This window comes from Thermococcus sp., from assembly GCF_027011145.1.
Taxonomy (GTDB): Archaea; Methanobacteriota_B; Thermococci; order Thermococcales; family Thermococcaceae; genus Thermococcus.
Window position 1 is genome coordinate 1 of sequence record NZ_JALVAO010000032.1, and the last position, 21,355, is coordinate 21,355.

At 50.0% G+C, this 21,355-nt stretch carries 15 protein-coding genes; 5 read left to right on the forward strand and 10 right to left on the reverse strand.

Translation table 11 applies throughout. The annotated features are described in order from the left end of the window. The 3 genes from glpK to MVG27_RS02960 all read right to left on the reverse strand — a co-directional run. Positions 1-966, reverse strand: a 966-nt coding sequence (gene glpK / locus MVG27_RS02950; protein WP_297556148.1) for a glycerol kinase GlpK, incomplete at its 3' end; no start/stop codon positions are given. A gap of 88 nt (positions 967-1,054) precedes the next feature. Further along, positions 1,055-1,801 (reverse strand): glycerophosphodiester phosphodiesterase family protein, encoded by a 747-nt coding sequence (locus MVG27_RS02955; protein ID WP_297550199.1) that lies wholly within the window; start codon positions 1,799-1,801, stop codon positions 1,055-1,057. Next, on the reverse strand, positions 1,764-2,534 hold the full coding sequence (locus tag MVG27_RS02960; RefSeq protein WP_297550197.1) for a glycerophosphodiester phosphodiesterase family protein: 771 nt from the start codon (positions 2,532-2,534) through the stop codon (positions 1,764-1,766). The genes MVG27_RS02955 and MVG27_RS02960 overlap by 38 nt, the downstream gene beginning before the upstream one ends. Before the next feature lie 113 nt (positions 2,535-2,647). Here MVG27_RS02960 and MVG27_RS02965 point away from each other — a divergent pair, with 113 nt between their 5' ends. The 4 genes from MVG27_RS02965 (at position 2,648) to MVG27_RS02980 (ending at position 6,115) form a co-directional block, all read left to right on the forward strand. Continuing rightward, positions 2,648-3,973 (forward strand): MFS transporter, encoded by a 1,326-nt coding sequence (locus MVG27_RS02965; RefSeq protein ID WP_297551364.1) that lies wholly within the window; start codon positions 2,648-2,650, stop codon positions 3,971-3,973. Positions 3,974-3,977: 4 nt separating this feature from the next. Continuing rightward, complete coding sequence (locus MVG27_RS02970) at positions 3,978-4,841, forward strand: alpha/beta fold hydrolase (RefSeq protein ID WP_297551362.1); 864 nt, start codon at positions 3,978-3,980, stop codon at positions 4,839-4,841. A gap of 34 nt (positions 4,842-4,875) precedes the next feature. Further along, positions 4,876-5,592: a DUF2334 domain-containing protein gene (locus tag MVG27_RS02975; RefSeq protein WP_297551360.1), complete on the forward strand. Its 717-nt coding sequence runs from the start codon at positions 4,876-4,878 to the stop codon at positions 5,590-5,592. Between the two features lie 193 nt (positions 5,593-5,785). Beyond that, positions 5,786-6,115, forward strand: coding sequence for a hypothetical protein (locus MVG27_RS02980; RefSeq protein ID WP_297551358.1), 330 nt, complete (start codon positions 5,786-5,788; stop codon positions 6,113-6,115). On the opposite strand, the gene upp is transcribed toward MVG27_RS02980, so the two are convergent. From upp to MVG27_RS03015, 7 genes are all read right to left on the reverse strand, one after another. Further along, a complete protein-coding gene (upp, locus tag MVG27_RS02985; protein ID WP_297551356.1) occupies positions 6,109-6,777 on the reverse strand; it encodes a uracil phosphoribosyltransferase in 669 nt (222 codons plus the stop codon). The genes MVG27_RS02980 and upp overlap by 7 nt on opposite strands. Before the next feature lie 33 nt (positions 6,778-6,810). Continuing rightward, on the reverse strand, positions 6,811-8,271 hold the full coding sequence (locus MVG27_RS02990; RefSeq protein ID WP_297556150.1) for an MATE family efflux transporter: 1,461 nt from the start codon (positions 8,269-8,271) through the stop codon (positions 6,811-6,813). 113 nt (positions 8,272-8,384) lie between these two features. After that, positions 8,385-10,838 (reverse strand): phosphoenolpyruvate synthase, encoded by a 2,454-nt coding sequence (gene ppsA / locus MVG27_RS02995; protein WP_297551352.1) that lies wholly within the window; start codon positions 10,836-10,838, stop codon positions 8,385-8,387. A gap of 132 nt (positions 10,839-10,970) precedes the next feature. Further along, on the reverse strand, positions 10,971-12,398 hold the full coding sequence (locus MVG27_RS03000) for a glycosyltransferase family 39 protein (protein WP_297551350.1): 1,428 nt from the start codon (positions 12,396-12,398) through the stop codon (positions 10,971-10,973). Further along, positions 12,380-13,441: a hypothetical protein gene (locus MVG27_RS03005; protein WP_297551348.1), complete on the reverse strand. Its 1,062-nt coding sequence runs from the start codon at positions 13,439-13,441 to the stop codon at positions 12,380-12,382. Before MVG27_RS03005 ends, MVG27_RS03000 begins: the two co-directional genes overlap by 19 nt. Beyond that, complete coding sequence (locus tag MVG27_RS03010) at positions 13,428-14,420, reverse strand: hypothetical protein (protein WP_297551347.1); 993 nt, start codon at positions 14,418-14,420, stop codon at positions 13,428-13,430. The genes MVG27_RS03005 and MVG27_RS03010 overlap by 14 nt, the downstream gene beginning before the upstream one ends. Further along, positions 14,417-15,085 carry a hypothetical protein gene (locus tag MVG27_RS03015; protein WP_297551345.1) on the reverse strand — a complete coding sequence of 223 codons (669 nt, stop codon included), beginning with the start codon at positions 15,083-15,085 and terminating at the stop codon, positions 14,417-14,419. Before MVG27_RS03015 ends, MVG27_RS03010 begins: the two co-directional genes overlap by 4 nt. A gap of 196 nt (positions 15,086-15,281) precedes the next feature. On the opposite strand from MVG27_RS03015, the gene MVG27_RS03020 reads away from it, so the two are divergent. Next, positions 15,282-21,347, forward strand: coding sequence for a S8 family serine peptidase (locus MVG27_RS03020; RefSeq protein WP_297551343.1), 6,066 nt, complete (start codon positions 15,282-15,284; stop codon positions 21,345-21,347). Positions 21,348-21,355 lie beyond the last annotated feature (8 nt).

The window sequence follows — 21,355 nt, forward strand, 5'->3', positions numbered from 1 at the left end:
TGTTTCAGAGGCGTGCCTGATAATCTTTATTCCGTCGCGGAGCCACTGGACGGCGGCACCAGTTACGAATATGCTCCCTTCCAGCGCGTAGGTGACCTTCCCCTTCAGTCCCCACGCTATCGTTGTGAGCAGGTTGTTTGAGTAGCGGACTGTCTTTCCAGTGTTTGCCAGTATGAAGCTCCCGGTTCCGTAGGTGGCCTTCACCATTCCCGTTTCAAAGCCCGCCTGACCGAATAGAGCGGCCTGCTGGTCACCGGCGTCTCCACTTACCGGAATTTCCGTACCGAGGAGGTCTCTCCTTGTATAGCCGTAGACCTCGCTCGACTCCCTTACCTCGGGCAGAATGTCCCTGGGAATCCCGAATATCTCGAGGAGCTCGTCGTCCCAGTCAAGCCTCTTGATGTTGAAGAGCATCGTTCTTGAGGCGTTCGAGTAGTCCGTCACGTGCTCCCCGGTCAGGCGGTAGATGAGGAAGGTATCCACCGTTCCGAAGAGAACCTCGCCTTTCTCGGCCTTCTCTCTCAGCCCGGGCACGTTGTCGAGGAGCCACTTGAGCTTGCTCGCGGAGAAGTAGGCATCGGGCACGAGACCGGTCTTCTGCCTTATCATATCGCCGTATTCCCTCTTTATTTCCTCGACCATTTCTGCAGTCCTTCTGCACTGCCACACTATCGCGTTGTAAAGCGATTTCCCGTTTCTGTCCCAGACTATTGTCGTCTCGCGCTGGTTGGTAACTCCGATAGCGGCTATCTGGTTCGGTTCTATTTTGGCCCTCTCAAGGGCGGTCTTTATGGCCCTGAACTGCGCCTCCCAGATTTCCTCGGGATTATGCTCCACCCAGCCGGGCTTGGGATAATGCTGGGGGAACTCATACTGGCCGATTCCAAGGATGTTGCTTTCTCTGTCGAATATTATCGCCCTGGCAGATGTCGTCCCCTCGTCGAGTGAGAGTATGAACTTCTCCATCTTTACTCACCACTTTCTTTCTAAATACCAGCTTGGGTATGGTTCTAAATTCTTATTAACGTTGCCAAAATCAAAAAGAAGAAAAGGTTCATCTTAAACCAAGTGAGCTTAAGTATTCAATCATTCTCTCCACATCGTTTGCAATCACAACTTCGAAGAGGCCCTTCAGCTTTGCAAGGCTGTCGTTGAGGTAGAAGAGTTCGTCGTTTTCCGTCCACAGGACGACTTTTAGTCCGAGGGAGCGGGCCCACTTTATGGCCTGGAGGGTCTTTTCAAGGCCGAGAAGCGGGATAGCCTCCATTGGAATGTTTATCGACCAGAGGTTCAGCTCCTCCTTAAGCTTTGGAATGAGCGGAACAACGTCTTCCCTGTTAATCAGAAGACCCATTCTGGTTTCCCCATCAAACTTCCGATATTCCCTCAGGGCATCAACGTTGAAGGAAGAAATCAGGACTCTCTCGGGGTTGTTTTTCTTGACGATTCTGGCAACTTCCCCGACGGCATCTTTATCCTTGAGCTCGACGTTGATTAGAGCACTTTCCGGGAGGGCTTCAAAGACTTCCTCAAGAGTCGGAATCCTTTCACCCATACCTATGTTGGCTTTTTTGATTTCTTCAAGGGTCATTTCTTTTTGTTTTCCCTTCATGTTGCTCGTTCTGTCTATGGTCTCGTCGTGCATTACAATTACTTTTTCATCTTTTGTTGACCACACATCGAGCTCTACCCCATCAGCACCTGCTTCGATAGCCTTTTTGAAAGCAAGCAAGCTGTTCTCGGGGAATTTACCCATGTATCCTCTATGCCCCAGAACTATAACTTTTTCTCGTTCCCACATGATGGATCGCCTCATTGGTTGTGGGTTCAAGGGATATAAACCTTTTCAGTCTGGCAGGATCGTCTGAGATTATTGCATATGCATATGGAAGTAGTTTTGGAATCCATTCAATTTCGTTCATTTGGTAATTCCAGAGCCAGATCTTGGTTTTCTTTCCATAGAAGCGGAGAAGTGTTCGAAAAACTCTGAACCCTGTGTATTTTATGAGGTCGAGAGGTACATGAAGATAACCCTCTCTAAACTTAAAGCTTCTAAAAAAGGTTCTTGGGGTTGTTATGGAAAGTCCAACTCGGCAGTATGGACACTCTCTGCGAATAATTTTCAACCATCCTAAGCTATCAACGGATATAACTGTTCTATCGAGAAGTCCTGTAGATTCAAGTTTATTCAAAAGGGGATTGAGTGCCTCAATATCTTTAAGATCTGCGTTGATTAGTCTGGGTTTTAAAACTAAAGCGTCCTTTAAAAGGGGAACAAGTTTTCCTTTTGGGTGAAGTCTCGTTAGTTCCCTGTATGTCAGGGCTTTTACTGAATATTCTTGACCATCGCTTTTAAACGTCCCATCATGAAGTAAAACAAGTTTTTTATCGTGAGTTATCCTGACGTCGAACTCTATTCCATCTGCATATTTGAGAGCTCTCTTGAATGCAGGTATCGTGTTTTCAAGTTTACCTCTGAACCCTCTATGGCCCAATATGAAAATTTTATCACTGTCTTTAAATGTCATCTTCATTACCGCCCAAAAATGAACTCAAAATACTTAAAAGTTCCTCGCTATACATCATCGTATCACTATAGTCTATATAGGAACTCGTTAGCGGGAGCTATAAAATGGAGGGGATAGAAATGAAACGGGAATTTAGCTGGGGAACCGTTTTGGGACTGGCCCTCCTGGGTTTTAGCATGAGCACTGGCTGGGCCTTAAACAAAGGACTCTCCTTTAAGTTACTTCAGAATGAGTACACTAATTCTGCCTTTGTAATTGGCGCCGTGCTTTCACTTCAGGGACTAATGGGAATCTTTGTTCCAATTCTGATGGGCTATTACAGTGATAAAAGCCATTTTGGCAGGGGTCGAAGGACACCATTCATTCTTGCTGGAGGTATCTTTGCAGGCTTTGTGACCCTCGGTGTTTACTTCAGCTACATAGCAAAGGTTCCTTTGCTGGCTTTTGCGACGATGCTTGCGCTGTTTTACTTTGCTCTGTACTTCTACGTTGCCCAGTACCGCTCACTGATGCCGGACGTTATTCCAAGTGGCGAGCGCGGAAGGGCAAGCGGTATAATAACACTCTTCGAGTGGGCGGGCAACCTCTTCCTGTTCGGAAGCTTGGCATTTTTAATAATTGAGGCAACTAAGAAAACGGGCATCAAGAACGAAATAAACGCCCTGATACAGGCGGGATATATGTGGATTCCCTTTGCCGTTGTCTCTGGGTTCCTGATGCTCTCGGCACTCATTGTCTATATGAAGGTTAGAGAACCCCCCTTACCTGAAGAAATGCCGGAAGAGAGTCTTACAACGTATCTCCGCTCAATAGTTTCCGACAAAGACTTCTTGAAGTTCTATTCTGCCCAGATACTCTGGTGGATGAGCTTCGAGTTCGTGGCTGTCTTCCTCTTTGGAATCCTTGAGTCGGTCCTTGGAACAAAGGATGTCACCGCCCTCGGAAACGCAATAATGGCTCTCTTTAATGTCCTCGTGCTGGTGGGTGCCGTTATTGGGGGAGTACTCTACGACAGGACGGGCAGGAGGAAGTCCATCGTCCTTGGTGGAATAATATTCCTCATACCCTTCCTCGCGGGCTGGTTTGTTTACACCAAAGTCCAGATAACGGCTTTAATTGGAATAGCAGGAATAGGCTGGGGAATGCTAATGGCCACATCATGGCCCGTCATTGGCGACCTCCTAACCAAGTACGAGCGTGAAGCATTTAACGGCCGTTATTACGGCTTCTTTGAGGCAACAAAATCCTTCCCGATACTGATAGCAGGTCTGGTCGGTGGTGCAATAGTCCAGCTTGCAGGAGGTAATTATAGAGTCCTTTTCCCCGTTGGTGCAATATTTGTCATAATTGCCCTGCCCCTTATCTGGGGAATGAAGAACCTTGACGTTGTCTCTGAAGACAAGCCGGGCATAGAAGACATTGAAGAAACGGAAGTGGGGGTATGACCCGGTGTTGGCTGAAGTTTTGATTTTTCTATTTCTGCTCTTCATAGCTTTTTCTGCCTTCGTCGCCTACAAAATGGTCAAACCACCGCGCTTTATCGGAGATTGGACGCCGAGGGACTTTGGCTATGAATACGAAGACGTTACCATCGAGACAAGGGACGGGCTGAAGCTCAGCGCCTGGTGGATTCCCAATGAGAAGGACTCGACGGTTATTCCTTTGCACGGCTACACGAGGAGCAGGTGGGATGAAGTCTACATGAAACAGACCACTGAGTTCCTCCTTAAGGAAGGCTACAGCGTTCTCGTCTTTGATTTCCGCGCCCACGGGAAGAGCGAGGGCAACTACACCACAGTTGGAGAGAGAGAACTCATTGACGTTGTCTCTGCAGTGGACTGGCTGGAAAAGAACCACCCCGAGAAGGCCAAGAAAATAGGTTTGGTTGGCTTTTCAATGGGTGCTGTGGTCACGATAAGGGCCCTCGCGGAGGACGAGCGAGTTACCTGCGGTGTCGCGGATTCACCTCCGATTTACCTTGACAAAACAGGGGCGCGTGGTTTGAAGTACTTTGCCAACCTCCCGGAGTGGCTCTACGCCTTTGTCAAGCCCTTTACAAAACTCTTCAGCGGTGCGAAGGAACTCAACATGCTCGACTACGCCGAAAAAATCAGAAAACCTCTCCTCCTCATAGCGGGCAAAAAGGATCCCCTCGTGAAGGTTGATGAGGTTAAGGAGTTCTACGAGAGGAACAGGAAGGTGAACCCGAACGTGGAGCTCTGGGTCACAGATTCACCCCACGTCAGAACGCTGAAGTTCCACCCCGAGGAGTGGAAGACAAAGGTCGGTGACTTCCTGAGGAGGCACCTCTAGAAAGGTTTTTACGCCCTTTTCCCATCTTTCCCCGATGAAGAGACTGCTCGTGTTCGCTATATTTCTCCTGGTTTTCCTGTCCTCAAGTTCCCTGTCGAGTCCTGCCTATATTCAACCCTTTGGGCGCTTTGCCATACTCGTCCATGACGTCAGTCCCGCCTATCTTCCTCAGCTATGGAACATAACGGCGGTTATAGACGAGTACGGCCTCCAGAACAGGACTTATCTCTTCGTTATCCCAGACCACGGCGGAATGATGCCGATGTGGAAGTATAAATCTTTTATGGACTTTCTCAAGGAGTTAAAGCGCGAGGGTTACCATATTGAGCTACACGGATACACCCATATCGGGGACGAGTTCAACAGCAACGCAAGTGTCGCCGAGAGGAAGCTCGAACTGGGCTTAAGGGCCCTTTCCTATCTCAACGTCACGCCAAAGTACTTCATAGCCCCGAGATATTCCCTTTCAAGGCCCGCTCTGGAGGTTCTCCTCGAGCACAACATCACCGTCATCGGGGAGGATTTCATCTACTTCTCAAACGGAACTGCCGAGCCCATCTACAACCGCGAATACACCTGGTATATCCCCACATTGCTTCTCCCCTACGAGCTAGAAAGTGCCGAAAGCTCCTATGAGAACATGAACGGGACGTTTTTCCTCTCAATCCACCCCAAGGCCGTTAACAACAAAGCCGGAATGGAGTTTTTGAAGAGGTTTCTGGGATTCGTTTCAAAAAGTGGCCTCGGCTAACCCTCTTTTCATCATCATCAGCGTGGCTAACGCTCGTCATCGGCCGTCTCTTCTTCGTCGGTGGGTTTAAAAAGGCATGGGAAAACTTGAAGGGGGATGACGAGCGTTTACCGGTCTGACTTGTGATGAGACTGGCACTGGCCGACCCGACCGAAAGACGTAAATACTTTCTTTTGCAAGAGTTAAACCGGTGGTGAAAGTGGACTTCGCGCTGTTCATGGAGCGCTATGGATATAAGATTCTTCTAGTTGGTCTCGTTGGTGGGACTTTTGTGTTCATTTTTGGGTATCTTGGATACGCCCTTCACTTTCTGGGGAGATACAGCTGGGGAGAAGTTGGGTTTATTCTTGGTCTCCTCATAGTTGCATCGTTTATAGGGGCTTTTGCTGGGAAGTTTATGAACACAGCTACCTCTCTCTTTTCAAGAATAAGCTACCATTACAAGGCAAAGTTCATGGAAGATGAGAAGAAACTCGAGAAGGAGAGAGAAAAACTAAGGGAGGAAGGAGGGAGGCTCTATTGAGCCTTAATAGGTGCCCCAAAGGCCCTGTCGCCGGCGTCACCTAAGCCGGGGAGTATGTAACCTTTGTCGTTCAGCTCCCTGTCAACCTTTACCACGAATATTTCAACTTCAGGGTGTTTCGTCTTTATCCTCTCTATTCCCTCCGGGGCCGCGAGAACGCCGAGGACAACGAGTCTCTTTGGCTTCCCGTAGCGTTTGACCTCATCGAGAACCTTAATCAGAGTTGAACCGGTCGCTATCATGGGGTCGGCGACGATGACTGTGTCTTCCGGTTTTATCTCTGGGATTTTGACGTAGTTCATCTCAATCTCAAACTTTGGTGCTTTTCCGCGAGATGCGGAGACGATGCCAACGCGCGCGTGCTCGAGGACCTTGATGAGACCCTCCATCAGCGGTATGGCCGCGCGGAGAACCGTTATTATGACGACGTTCCTCCTGTCCTTTACGAGAACTCCCTCCGTTTCTTCAAGGGGCGTCTTCACGGGAACCCTCTCGACTTCCATAGTCTTCGTCAGCTCGTAGGCCATGTAACGGCCGAGCTTTACAAGGCCCTTTCTGAATGCTATCGGCCCCGTTCTCTCGTCCCTCAGCTCGGTCAGTATTTCCATCAAAAAGGGGCTGTCCTCAAAGGAGTAAACTCCCTCCCATCTTTCGGCCTTCATGTTCTCACCGTTGGCCCTTGGACGGGGGGTTTATTAGCCTTCCGAATGTTTAACTCCACCCGGCTTTCCCGGTTCTTTGGACTTCTTCTCGATTATCGCACTCATCCAGCTCCCGCGGAGGAACCAGGCGAGCGCTATCAACGCCCCGAGGAAGTTACTAAGACCCATTCCGAAGAAGACGCCCCTGCTCGTGAAGTCGAAGAGGCTCGCGAGGGGTATCGTCAGCCCGAGAATCGTTACGGCCCCAATGTAGCCGAAGGCGTAGCTCAGCGGGATTCTCAGGCCCCAGAGACGGATTATGCCGAGGGCCATGCTCTTTTTGGTATGCCCTGCCGAGAGAAAGGTCCTGTTGACGACGATGAAGATTCCGTTGAAGAATGGAACCGAGATGAGGAAGTACTCAAGGACAATTTTGCTCTCGGCTATGACCTTGGGGTCGTCGAGGAAGACCTTGAAGATTGGAACGCGGAAGATTCCAATGATTAGAACCGCAAGACTAGCTATGGTGAAGTTGATGAGCATCGTCCTCTCGGCTATTCTTTTGGCTCTCTCGAACTTGCCGGCGCCGACGTTCTGGGCTATCATGGTTCCCATGGCCATGCTTATGCCCCTAGAAATGCTCGTCAGGAAGTTCACCAGCCTCGTGGTTATGACGTAGGCCGCGTATGTGACGTCACCGAAGCCCATTATAATCCTCGTAAGGACTACGAAACCGAAGCTGTTTGCAGATTGGCCGATGCCTGAGGGAAGCCCAACGCGGAAGAGCCTTCTGTAGAACTCGAAGTCCGGTCTGAGGCTTGAGGGAGTGAGTTTTAACGCCACCCTTCCCGAGAACATGAGGTAGAGCCCGATTGCTGAGCCGGTTGCGTTCGCTATAACCGTAGCTACCGCCGCTCCGGCAACGCCGAGCTTTGGGAAGGGGCCGAGGCCGAAGATGAAGAGCGGGTCGAGGACTATGTTGAGGAAAACGGTAATCAGGGTTATCCTCATCGGGGTCTTCGTGTCGCCGGAAGCCCTCATCAGGGCTGAGAAGGCCATGTATGTGAAGGCGAAGGGAACGCCGAGGAAGACTATCGTCGCGTAGGTCTTCGCGTAGGGGTAAAGCGCTGGCGTTACCTTCATGAAGCGGAGCGCGTAGGGGAGGATTAGGACGCTTATGATTGCCGTCACCACTGAGAAGAAGACCATGAGGGAGTAGAGGGCTCCCGCGGAGCGACCGGCCTTTTTAAACTCTCCGGCCCCTATGTACTGCCCCACGAAGGCGAAGCCGGCCGTGGCAAACCCCATTCCCAGCGCCATCAGAGTCCCGATAATCGGCCACGTTACTCCCGGGGCTGAAAGTGCTTCCCTCCCGAGTTTACCGAGCCAGAAAGTGTCGGTTATGTTGTAGACGACCTGGACGAGGTTGTTGACTATCAGCGGGCCCGCTAGCTTGAGGAGTGTTCTCTCTATCGGCCCGTTGATGATTTCTTCACGCATCTCGCTGAGCTTCATGGGCTATCAGATCGCCATCGAAATGTTCCTATTTAAAGCTAATGCCCACACCAAGTAGTTGTTTAAAGAAGAAATCAAGATCACGGAATAAACCATTAAGAAAGGGAAGAAAATCAGAACTCGAGCTCGTCCTTATCCTCGAAGAGTCTCTTTCTGGCAGCTTCAAGCATGAGCTTCTGCTCCTCTTGGGCGACGGTCTTCCTGATGAGCTCGACGGCATCTGGGTTCGCTGAGATACTGTCAATTCCGAGCCTGACGAGGATTCTAGCCATCTTCGGGTCACTACCAGCCTGTCCGCATATGCTGGTTTCTACTCCATACTTCTTACAGACCTTTATGACGTGCTTGATGAGCTTAAGTACTGCCGGGTGCTTCTCATCGTAGAGCTTGAAGACGCGCTCGTTGTCCCTGTCGATGGCAAGGGTATACTGGGTGAGGTCGTTGGTTCCGAAGCTGACGAAGTCAAGGCCTTCTTTGATGAGGTCTTCAATGATGAGAGCTGAAGCTGGAGTCTCGATCATGACACCCCACTCGACGTCTTTGTGGGGTTCGAGGCCAACTGAGCGAGCTATCTCTTTAGCTTTCCTTATCTGCTCAGGGTGGCTGACGAGCGGGAGCATTACTCCAATGTTGTCGTATCCCTCATCAACGAGCCTCTTTATTGCTTTGAACTCGGCCCTGAGAAGCTCTGGCTGGTCGAGACCGCGCCTGATTCCACGCCAGCCAAGCATCGGGTTCCTTTCGATAGGTTCGTCTTCACCGCCTGGAAGCTCACGGAACTCGTTGGTTGGAGCGTCGAGGGTCCTATACCAGACGCGCCTTGGATAGAACGCTTCAACGACTTTTCTTATTCCCTCTACGAGCTTCTCAACAAGCTCTTCTTCTTTACCCTCCTTGATAAACTTGACCGGGTGCTGGCCGATGCTGAGTATCATGTGCTCAGCCCTGAGGAGACCAACGCCATCTGCACCGGTTGCAGCTGCGCGCTCAGCAACTTCAGGCATAGAGACATTGACTTTGATCTCTGTTGCTGTAATGAGGGGAGCTCCAGCTACGACAACTTTGCTCTCGGCTTTTTCCGCTTCTTTCTTCTTTACAAGGCTCTTGACTATGCCCTTGTAAACGACACCTCTGGTTCCGTCGACGGTAACTAGCATGCCGTCCTTGAGCTTCTTGGTTGCTTCTTTGGTTCCAACAACAGTTGGGATTCCGAGTTCTCTACCAACTATTGCGGCATGGCACGTTCTTCCACCTTCATCTGTAACGATGGCGCTAGCTCTCTTCATGGCTGGAACCATGTCGGGGTTAGTCATTGTGGTTACGAGAACGTCTCCCTCTTTGACTTTGTCTATTTCGCTGGCGTCAAAGATTATCACGACCCTACCGGCACCAATTCCAGGTGATGCTCCAAGGCCCTTAAGAATTACTTCCATCTCTTCAGTTTCTTCTACCTCTTCGCTCTCACTCGGTGCCTCCTTGAGGGTGGTTATAGGCCTGGACTGAACTATGTAGAGTTTTCCATCGTCCTTGTCATAGGCCCACTCGATGTCCTGGGGATACTGGTAGTGTTCCTCAATCTTGGCTCCCATCTTGGCAACTTCGATTATCTGCTCGTCTGTAAGAACTTGCTTTTCAACGTATTCTGGCCCGAGGTAGTCGGCAACTTTAACGAGAACGGTACCCTTACCTGTTTCGGGATTGCGGATGTACATGACTTCTTTCTTGGCAATATACTTCTCCTTTATCTTCCAGGTGCCCTTCTCGACGATGTATTCATCTGGAGTAACGGCACCGCTTACGACAGCCTCGCCTAGTCCCCAAGCGGCGTTAATCATTATCTCGTTCCTGTTGTTGGTAACAGGGTTGGCGGTAAACATAACACCGCTGGTCTCGCTGTTGACCATCTTCTGTACAACCGCTGAGAGGTAAACCTTCCTGTGGTCAAATCCCTGCTTGGCCCTGTAGAAGGTAGCTCTGGCAGTCCAAAGTGAGGCCCAACACTTCTTGACCTTGTCTATAACGTCGTCATCACCGTAAACATCTAAGTAGGTTTCCTGTTGGCCGGCAAAACTCGCTTCCGGAAGGTCTTCAGCGGTAGCAGAAGAGCGAACGGCGACGTAAACAGCATCCTTTCCGAATCTCTGGCTAAGTTTGTGGTATGCATCTAGAACTTCGGTTTTTATCTCTTCGGGCATTGGAATGCTTTCTATTAGCTCCCTAATAACGGCAGTGTTGTCAAGGAGTTCTCTGCTGTCGTCAACGTTAGTTCTGCTGACTATGTCCATAATCCAATCCTGAAGTGGTCTCGGTTCATCAGGCGCTTCCGCGAGAACTTCCGCGAGAACACCGCTTTTAGCTTTTTCTCCCATTATCTTTTCGATATCACTTTTGCTGAGCTTAACGTTCTCCACAAAGTACTTGTATGCCTCAGCGGTGACACAGAATCCGGGCGGAACAGGTATTCCTGCCCTTGTGAGCTCACCGAGGTTTGCACCCTTTCCTCCAACAAGGGGGACATCTTCCTTGCTGAGCTCCTCGAACCACCTTATAAACTTGTATTCGCTCATGACGTTTCCCTCCGTTTAATTACTGCGAGTGATATATCGAAAGGTCGCTTTTAAAATTAACTATCCAGACCTGTTCCTCAGTGTATAGGGTTGAAAAAGAAAGGAGATGTGTTCATTTGGAGATAGGGCGCCCTAATTAGTCCCAAGGCTATTCCTTATAAATATTTTGAGCTTTCCATTGCAGAACTCTTTAACAAGTTTGTAATTTTCACTTTCAAGAATATTTGAATATGTAATTGGCTCTTTGCAAATGATTATATCGTAGTATTTCTCCCGGAGTTTCCTTTCAACATTTTTATTTGCCAACATTATCTCGACCCTTGCTCCGGGATAATAGAACCCTGCCATAGTGTAGATGGGTGGTGAAACTAGCAATTTTCTTGCCGAATAGTGCTTACTCGCATACCTCAGCGCATGGGATTCACATTTTCCAGTCATATTCCACCTCTCCTTTAGAACAAACGCGCTTCCACCCACAGGAATGAGGAGGAGAAGAGCGAGACCTATTGTGATGGCCTTTTTCCACGGCTTTATCTGCCTTCCTGCGAGCTCAAGGGCTTTCTCAATCCCGTCCGCGATTAGCGAAACCCCCTCAACGGCCAGTATTCCCATGACCGGCGCCAAGAACGTTATGAAGCGCGTCTCCTTGTGGGTCACCGTCATTATCATGGCGAACCCTATGAGGGCCCAGCTTATCAAAAGCCAGCCCTTTTCGTCCTGCCTCTGCCTTATGAGTCCCAGAACCACCAGCGCGGGGAGGACGTGCCCTATGTCCTTGAAGAGCCACTTCATGAATGTTGAGACCGAGACCGGCCTGTCGGCTGTAACGGCCCTGCTCGCTATCTCAAAGGGTTTCAGGGCTCCGCCGTAGTGTAGATGGCCCAAATAGAGCCATGGACTCAGGGTCAGGAGGAGCAGGGCGAAGCCAATCCAGTATTCCTTCCTTTTGGCCCAGTCCCAGTACTCCGTGAACCAGAGGTAGGCGATGAAAACCGCTATTATAGAGAGCCCGGTGTAGCGCGTTAGTATTGCGAGGCCGGCCGAGACGAAGGCCAGATAAACCCTCGTGGGATTTTTTCTCTTCCTTCCGGTGTGGAGGAGATAGATGGCCAGGGCGTAGAAGAAGGTAAATTCGCTGTGAACAAGTTCCCTCGTCCCCATGGTGAATGCTAGAGCGTTGAAGATGAAGAAGGCCGAGCTGAGGATTCCCTTGACGGGTCTCTCAAAGAGCTCCATAGTCAGGAGATAAACCAAAACCGCCGTCATGGCAAAAAAGACGGCAGAAACAAGTCTCGCAACAGTAAGCTGGCTCAGGGGTTCATGGATGAAGTGGTAAAACATCGAGAGAGTGTACGGGTAGAGGGGTGGGCGGTACATCATGTAGACTCCCTGGTAGGTGAAATTCGCGGGACTAACGGCCAGATTCCTGGCGATGTCAATGTAAAGCGCCCCGTCGTAGCTCAGCGTGTCCCAGGGCGGAAAAGTTATGAGCTCAATTCCCAGAGCGAAGAGGAAGATTATTCCCGGCAGGACTTTCCGGGCTAGTTTTTTCCTGTCCATGTCTTCACCTCCGATAGGTAGGCCATCAGGAGGATTGCAACGAGGAACTGTCCCTCGATTCCAATGTCGAGGGCAAGGACTGCAACGGTTAGCGCGAAGGTCCCCGTGAATGGGTTTGTGGAGGCCTTTCCAAGGGCCAAACCTAGGATTAGTGCCTCAAGGAGTCCAAAAATTCCAAAATCATAGGCCGGCTGTCCGAAGATTGTGTATGTGTATCCGATGTGTTTTCCAAAGAGTCCGCCAACGTAGCCCGTTGGGTCCGGATTGAAGAGAAGTTCCCCCCTTCCAAAGGGCATTCCCAGACTAAAAAGTTTCTCGTATACAGTGTAGGAGGAGGCAGGCCTGTAGAGGATGCTTCCCAAAAAGCCCAGCTTCCACACTGGATATTCCCTCACCGTTACATAGTATCTGGCTAAGAAAACTCCAAGGAGCAGGATTATACCAATCAAAACGACTTTTTTATGGCTTTTTATTTCTTCAAACGTTAGCCTGTTTTCGTAAGCTATCCTGAGGGCGTACGCAACGGCCACGCCAAGGCCAACAGTCCTTGACGCACTTATGATTGCAATCATCTCGCCTATTACGAGGAGTCGAACGTCAGGAAGAACGGCTATTGCCCCTATGACTATGTCCCCTGCAACCAGAAAGGGGACGCTTGCCTCCGTGTATCTGAGTTCCGGCTTTAGAACCGGAAGGCCCCACCTCAGGCAGGCAAACGCCGTTAGGCCTGTGGCCACCAGGAGGGCCGGCAAAACGGCCCTTCTCAGAAGGTTTTTCCTCATTAGGAGATAGAGAATGGAAAAGCTCAACGCTCCACCCACCAGATAGCCCGGTCCAAGGGGAACAAGTAGGAGAAACGCAGAAAGGAATAAACGTCCATTCAAATTTGCCCCCTTCTGTAATCCAACTAGAAGGATGGCCAGAAAAAGAACAGCGTAGATGGCCGGCCCCGTCTCGGGCCCGTTGAAATAGATGGCCTTTCCCAGCCACGCCATCAGTAGGTATGCAACGGCAGTTAACCCGAAGAGTTCATCGGGCTTCACGCTTCCTCATCACCTTCCATCCGCTGTAAACTGTATAGGCCCCAAGGAGGAACAGGGCGTAAACGGGCAGGTCAAGTATTCCGGTTTCTACACCAACTATCCCGTAGGCCAGCGTGGAGTAGTAGAGGGCCCGGGTTAGTGGATGGGTCGCCTTTGAGATTGAACCGTAATAGAACCCGAGGAGAAAGCCCTCCACTATGGCGAATACCCCGAAGTCGAGGTACATTCCGCCTAAGAGGGTCGCGGTTATGGTTGCCCCTGTGTGGACGTAGAGGAACTTCGCTATGAGCCCCCTCGGGGAGTAGCCTCCCCATATGTACGAGGTCACTCCGGTCCACTGGAGGTAGCCTTTGTACGTTCCGCTCCAGTCTCCCCGCCATATTATGGCATCAAGAGCAGAGACCGTGCTCTGAAAGCGAACCCAGAGGCTTGAGAGGCCGTTTCCGCGGAGAAACGTTACCAGAAGGAACAGGATAGCGCCTCCTCCAAGGATTCCGGCGAGTTTTTTGACGTTAAACTTTCCTTCTTTTCTTGAAGTCTCGTAATAGGCCGAGCCTATTGCTATGACCGAAACGAGAACCGGGGTTCTGTATGCATAGAGGGAAACCGCGATTGGGTATAGGAGTGAATATTTCTTTCCCCTGAGGAATAGATAGACACTCGAAGGGACGCCGAGGAAGTAGGTCAACGCCGTCAGCCTTGGGCTGAGGCTCGTTCTTATTGCCGGATGAAGGAGGGGTATTCCTCCAAGTCTTATGATTTGGAGTGCTATTATTCCGATGGCCAACCAGAACGCGTAGACGATATACTCCTCCCTGATTTTAAGGCCGTTATCGTGCCATTCCAACTCCTCTCCCCGTTTAATCCCCAGGACTATTGCCAGTGCAAAGGCCAGACTAACGGCGATGGTCTTTGGCTCGGCAAGTCCTATGGCGACGTAGGCCATGAAGAGAATCGGCACGAGGGCCGGGAACTTCATGGATTTCTCACCTCAAGGAGCTTCAGGGGGAGATTTCTTTCGTTGGAGTTAACGTAGAGAAGGCCGTAGGTATACACAGTGTAGTTGCCAAGGTATTCGATTAGATACTGAACCGGAACCATGTTGGCAGTTATTATGGCCCCATTCGGGCCCAAATGGTTTATGGTTATTGAGCCGTAGGTTCTGTAATCTGCTTGGTACTTCAACTTGCCTATCTCTATAGGAGTTATTCCTCCCTCGATGTAGATTTTTCCGGAGTAGCGAACCGAGTAGTATTGGTTGGGAAGCAATTTTGAGAAGACCTCCGAGCCTTTTCCTTCCATTGGGGCAACTTCGTAGAGGTATACTTTGCCGTAGTATATAACCTTGATTAGTTTTGCCTTTATATCCTCCCTTGTTGCTTCCGGTCCTCCAACGGTGTATGTAGTCCCGTTCACAACTATTGAGATTGTAGACCCCCTGACGCTCAGGAGGGTTCCCTTGATGGTTTCTCCATTAACGGTCTTAATGATAACTGTAACGTTGAAACCTTTAACAAGAAGACCATAAGCTTGATTTGCTGCCTCGTATATCTCTCCTCCTTGATAATGTTGAACGGTGGAATTAAGGACAAGGCCGATAATTGCAATTATAACCATTACAACCACAGTCCTTTTGACGTCCATGTTATCACCACTTGGTTTGATTCTTTACTGGTGATAATAAAAATCTTTGTCTTAATTCCATCTTGGACAAAAGTGTCCATTTTAGCTTCTAATGGGGCCTTGGAATTTCACAAGGTTCCCTGTAGTCGAAATGTTTATATCTGGGGGCTCATTATCTACTAATGCCATATCAAAATCCAAACAAGGAGGTGTCTTAATGAACCGAAAGGCTTTAAGCTTAATAATTGCCGTGGTTATGGTGCTATCCCTGATACCAGTAGTACTTCCGCCGGTGGCAGCAGCGGAGCCAGTAACACAAAACAATCAACCCCACGCCTCGATTTCAATAGAAAAAGTGGGCTCTCAGGGGTCTTCAGAATCCTTTGGAGTCGTTAGCGAGGATCTTAAGGAACTCCTTAAACTGATATTCGAGAAGTATCCAAACCAGGAGATATGGATTCCTGCTAAGGTCGTATCTAGTATTCCAATCGAACTTCATTATCCCGGACTTAAAGTCGTTGGCCGTTCTGAGATAGCAGGAAATTACGTTTACCTTGTAATGATTAAATCCTCGCCACACGCTGTAGGACTAGTGGAAAAAATAGCTCAGATTAATGGAGTCCTTGAAGTTTCCCCTCTTAGCGATGTTAAACCCCTCATTGCAACACTCAGCAAGGAAGGTACCCCAACCCTTGAGGACTACCTTAAGGTTCTGTCGACCTCATTCAAGGGTAAAAAGCTTCCGGGAATGAACTTTGTATACAGGACTGAACTGAAGAAGCCAGAGTTTATTGATGGATTTAAAGTGCTATCCTTTAGGGACCTGGCTCCGGCTCTCACAAAAACAAATCCGGAGGTACTGGCCAGTTATCTTCAGGCAAAGGAGAAGGCTAGAAAGCTAATTGGGGACAACTATCCAATTCTAGAGCCAAAGGATATATTCTCGACGATAAACATTGGAGCACTTGGCGCTTGGAAGACCTATGGAATAACGGGTCAGGGGATAAACGTTGCCGTCATAGACAGCGGAATTGACTTCGGAAACCCTGACCTGAGTGACACCTATGCTGTTGAGAAGAACCCGAATTCTCCGTACTATGGATGGCCTATAGCCTTCGACAGCGCTTCAATGCTCGAGTACCTTCTCTTCGGTGAGGCGTTTCCCAACCTGTTCATGTATCCATTCTTCTGGCCATGGTACTCAAACACCAGCCTGTTCACTGGCGTGCCCTTTCTCTTCAAGTTCCCGTACGTCGTCGGGTATCGCGGAACCAACTTTACGGTAGCCTTTTCGGGAATGAGCCTTGCGAACATACCCAACACAACCGCCAGAGCCGAGCTTATAAACGAGGTTCTCCAGTACCTTTTTAACGGGACACCGACTGGTCAGATACTCCTCGTAGATGACGATAACGGTCCTGACAACAACGGTACGATGTGGTATGATTTCGACTCGTATTACACCTCCGCACTTGACCTACTCGGTTACAACTACACCATCTACCGCGTGGTTGACAACGAGAGGCCCAACTACACTGTTCTCAAGAACTACTCCGCGGTTATATGGTTCACGGGGATGAACAACGAGACCTTTACCACTGAACAGCTTGGGAACATAAGCGAGTATCTCGACAACGGCGGAAAACTATTCTTGATAAGTACCGGCTTCCTTGACACAAACGGTTTCTACGTTCCCGCAAACTACACCTGGCTCCTCAACCAGACCAACGTAACAGCTCCCGCAACGAACAACTTCACCGTCTATCCAGTAACTATAAACACAACCGTTGACAAGTTTGTTGTTAACACGACTGCCTCCAACGGGTCTCTGGACATAGATCTCCTGGTCCTCTACAACGGAAGCATAGTTGGTACTTCGGAGAACTGGGGACCCAACGAAAGTGTCGTTATCAATAACCCGGCCCCGGGTAACTATCTCGTGGTTGTTTACAGCTACGATAACCCAGCCCCAGGAAACCTGACCTACAACATAGTCGCATACACGATAAAGTACGGTGCTCCCCAGCAGAGTGATTTCAACAAGAACTACCTCCACATCTCAAACTCCTCCTATTACCTGCTCAACCTTGGCATACCAAGTGTCGGCATTGACAACGCTGGAACCTTTAGGGTCGAGGCCGTCAACAGGGGAGCTGTTAACGTAACCGAAGGCTACATAGGAATCCCGTATTACTACCTTGACCCATCCACAACTGATTTTGAGGCAGACCCAACGATACCGGGAGCGAACGCCACGATAATAAGTCTCGGTTATATGGCCCTGCCGGTTAACTTCACCTACGGCGTTCTTCCGTTCAGGCTTCCACTCAACCTCAACCTTACGTTACCCTTCAAAGGACAGGTCCACATAGGAATGCACCCAGACCTTGCTCTGGCAATCATAAACACGCCGCCTGACTCATACTACATCAATCCGGCAATGGTTCTTGTTGTGGATTCAAACGGTGATGGAAAATACGACAAGGTCTACGTTGACCTGACAACCGACTGGGGTCAGTTCGTTGACTTCAATGAAGACACTGGTCACACGAAAGACAACCCCGTTGTTGCTTGGGATCTGTTCAAGACCGAGTTCGTCCCAGGAAGGGGTGCTGTAGACGTTCCAGGAAAGGACGGCTACGCCGACATCTCCGGTGGACTGGTATATTTCATAGCCGACGGCAAGACGCCAATACCGTACTCAGATGTCGTCGCCAAGCGCTGGGGACTGCCCCTTAGAATACCAAGCAACGGTGGACTGGTTGCGTTCATGATAGGAAGCGTCTTTGCCGGAGGACTTGAGCACGGAACGCTCTGTGCAGCGGCTATAGCTGCCCAGGGTAGGACAATAGGGCCAGAAGGTCTCGCAGAGCTTACCAACACGACCCCACAGTTCTTCTATCCTGTCGTTGGAGACGCAATCAACGCCAAGATAATAGCCGAGGGCGACCTCTACACGCTTATGTCCAACTGGATTGACCTTATGTACTTCGCAACAGAGGGTTACGATGGTGTTCCCGGAACGGGTGATGAAGCCCAGATAACCAGCAACAGCTACGGGATGAGCTTATTCTACCTCTACGACAGGGGTTACACCTTTGAGGACAGATTCCTCAAGTTCCTAAGCCTTGCAAGACCATTCACGGTGCACTTCTTCGCAGCAGGAAACGAGGGACCGGGCTATGGAACGGACTCAAGCAACGGTGCATCACCGGGAGTCATAACTGTTGGTGCGGCTACCGAATTTGGCTACCGCGTTGCCCTTGGCTGGAATGCTCTGGACGAATACGGTGATGTTGCAGATTTCTCAAGCAGGGGTCCGAACGCCCTCGGACAGGTCAAGCCGGACATCCTGGCAACGGGCGAGTTTGCCCTGGGTAGCACTACGCTCAACATGCAGGCCTGGAGGAGCACCCCAATACTGGGAGGGATCTTCGCCAACGAGATATGGGCAGGAACGAGCCTTGCAACTCCAACGGCAGCCGGAGTCGGAGCGCTGGTTGCAGAGGCATTCTACATTGCCCACGGGAGGTATCCCACCCTCGATGAGATGAGAGACATACTCATGTCGGCCGCAGAGAACACTTACAACGACGTCTTCGAGCAGGGTGCAGGTTATATCAACGCCACCAAGGCAGTTGAGATAGCCCTTGGTATCGGTGGAATAAAAGCTTCTCCAAGCAAGTGGCAGGCCGGTGCGGAGTACGACACGTTTCCGGGCGTCCTTGAGCCGGGTCAAAGCGCTGAGGGTGTCTTCACGCTCACCAACTACTACAACACTACAGTGACAGTGAACATAACTCCGGGCGTAGTTGAGAGCATAGGCAAGGTGGAGATTCCGATATACAACGTAAACTCCAGCGCCACCACCTGGCCATTCATAAACATAACGGGCCTCATACCTGCTGGAACCCAGCTCATGAAGGTAACGGTCTATCCGACGGCTTCCAATGGTAGTGTCGCATTCCTCGCAAGAGTGTACGGTGACTACGGTCTCATACAGCAGGCTGGAGTGGGTGAGACAGTCTGGGCCACGGTAAAAGAGCCCTTGGAGAGGTCACCGGATGTGTATCTGCAGGTAAGACAATACGGCTCTGGAACCGTTAACGGAACCATCGTTCTCCAGTTCTACAGGATAGCCCCATGGAAGTGGGTCAACATTACACCTGAAGTCATTCAGATACCTGCCAAGTCATCCGTTCAGTTCAGGGCTATTGTCAGCGTTCCCGAAAACGCTTCCTATGGAATATACGAGGGGGCAATATACGCGAACTACCCGAACGGCACATTAACAATACCGGTAAGCGTTGTGGTCGGCTCCCCGAAGGCCGAGTTCACATTCGGCGGAGCAAGCAACGCCAGCGGTCTCTATGACAACGCCAACTTCTACAGTGGACAGGGCTCTGGGGACTGGAGGGTGTTCTACTTCAACGTCTCCAGTGAAAACGCCACCAACGGATTCATAGTCAGCAGGGTAACTTGGAACGGAGGGGTTCCAGTATACCAGACAATACTACAGCCCTACGTTGAAGGATTCAGCATGAATCTACCGAGCATATTCGGACCATACACCCTCAGGGCAACTAAGGAGAAAGGAGACATAACGTTCTCAGGAACGGGCCTTGAGAACATACTCGTAGCGAAGGCCATTCCTGGACTGAATGCCCTCTGGGTCTTTACACCCTACGGTGGAGCAAACCCAACGATAAACTTCACAGGTCACGTTGGAATATTGAAGCTCTCTCCACAGCAATGGACCGAAGTAAGGAGCGCCGAGTCCAGCAAGGACTTCACCCTCTACCTGCCTGAATGGCTTGGAGCCCCTGTGGTTCATGCGTACGGGTTCACAGCCCCAATAGAGTACAGTGACCAGTTTGCTCCAAAAACGGGAGACTCGAAATTCTACACTGTGAACGTTCCAAACAACACCTATGCTTTGGAAGTCTCAACCGAGAGCATCTGGGACACCATAGCCGGTCTGGACATTGACCTCTACGTCTACTACAACAACAGTGGAACACTAGAGCTTGTAGGTTCATCAACAAGTCCAACGGCCGATGAAAAAGTTACCCTGTACGATCCACAGCCGGGTCAGTACGTGATTAAAGTTTACTCATGGAGTAACCCCGCCCCAGGAGAGGCAACTTACAACTTGAAAGTACTCACCATAGGTGGGGAAGAGCTTAAAGCTACAGTCGTTTCCCAAGGAGATGGTCACTACAAGATAGTCGCCAGCTATGAACTTAGCGAGAGCCAGCTCAAGGGTACTAAGCCGCTCTACGGTGTTATAACGGTTGGAATTCCAGAGGCACAGGAACTCCTGACGATTCCTGTGAAACTTCTTCCGGCTTCGCCAATACCGATGAAGGCCGATGTAAAAGTCGTTAAGACAACCATAAACGGAACCTTTGACTTGGGCGGTGCTCTGACATTCACCTCCTACGTTGTTGACGATGGACCTTACAATGCCTCGAACGTGAACATAACTCTCTACATCAACGGAATGCCCACGGACGTTAGCGCTCTAATCCCAGTGATGAAGCCCTTCGAAGTCTACAAGATAACAGTTACAGTACCCCTGCTTACCCCGGGACCCAAGAACTTTACTCTGGAAGCCAAGACTCTAGATGACATCAACGTTGAAAACAATAAAGTCACTGTGTTCGCCAAGCCTATAGTACCAGAAAAATTCAACGCCACCTACGATTTGATATCAGGTATTGCCGGTGTTAACATTGAAAAATTCATTGGTCTGAAGGAAAGATACATTGTGACCATTAACGGACCGCACGGTGCGGAGGCAGTTGCAGTATTCAAGCTACCGTCCTCGACCACTCACTACTGGGTGATTCCAGTAACTGATGTGGACATACTCAACGTCTGGTCCAAGAACACCACGGATGGAATACTTGTTTACGTCAAGGTCAGGCTTCACTCTCCAGGAGTGTTCAGGGTAGATTACGTTACTCCCTCGACGCTCTCGACCACGATGATTCTACTTAGCTACATGTACTACCACAACTACATCAGGTACAACCAGACCTTCAACGAGCTCTATGCCAACGCATCAGCAATGGGTATCAGCAACGAGACGCTTGCCCTTGCAAAGGCACTCTATGAGAACGCGACGCTGGAGTTCCGGAAAGTTATGGAAATTACTGGAGGGAACATCTGGGGAAGGCTCGGAGACTTCAGAGTGTTCATATACCTCAGGAAGTCCTACGCAGACCTCAAGAAAGCCATAGCAATTCTCCAGCAGGCCCTTGAGGAACAGGGTAGCTAAACCCTTTT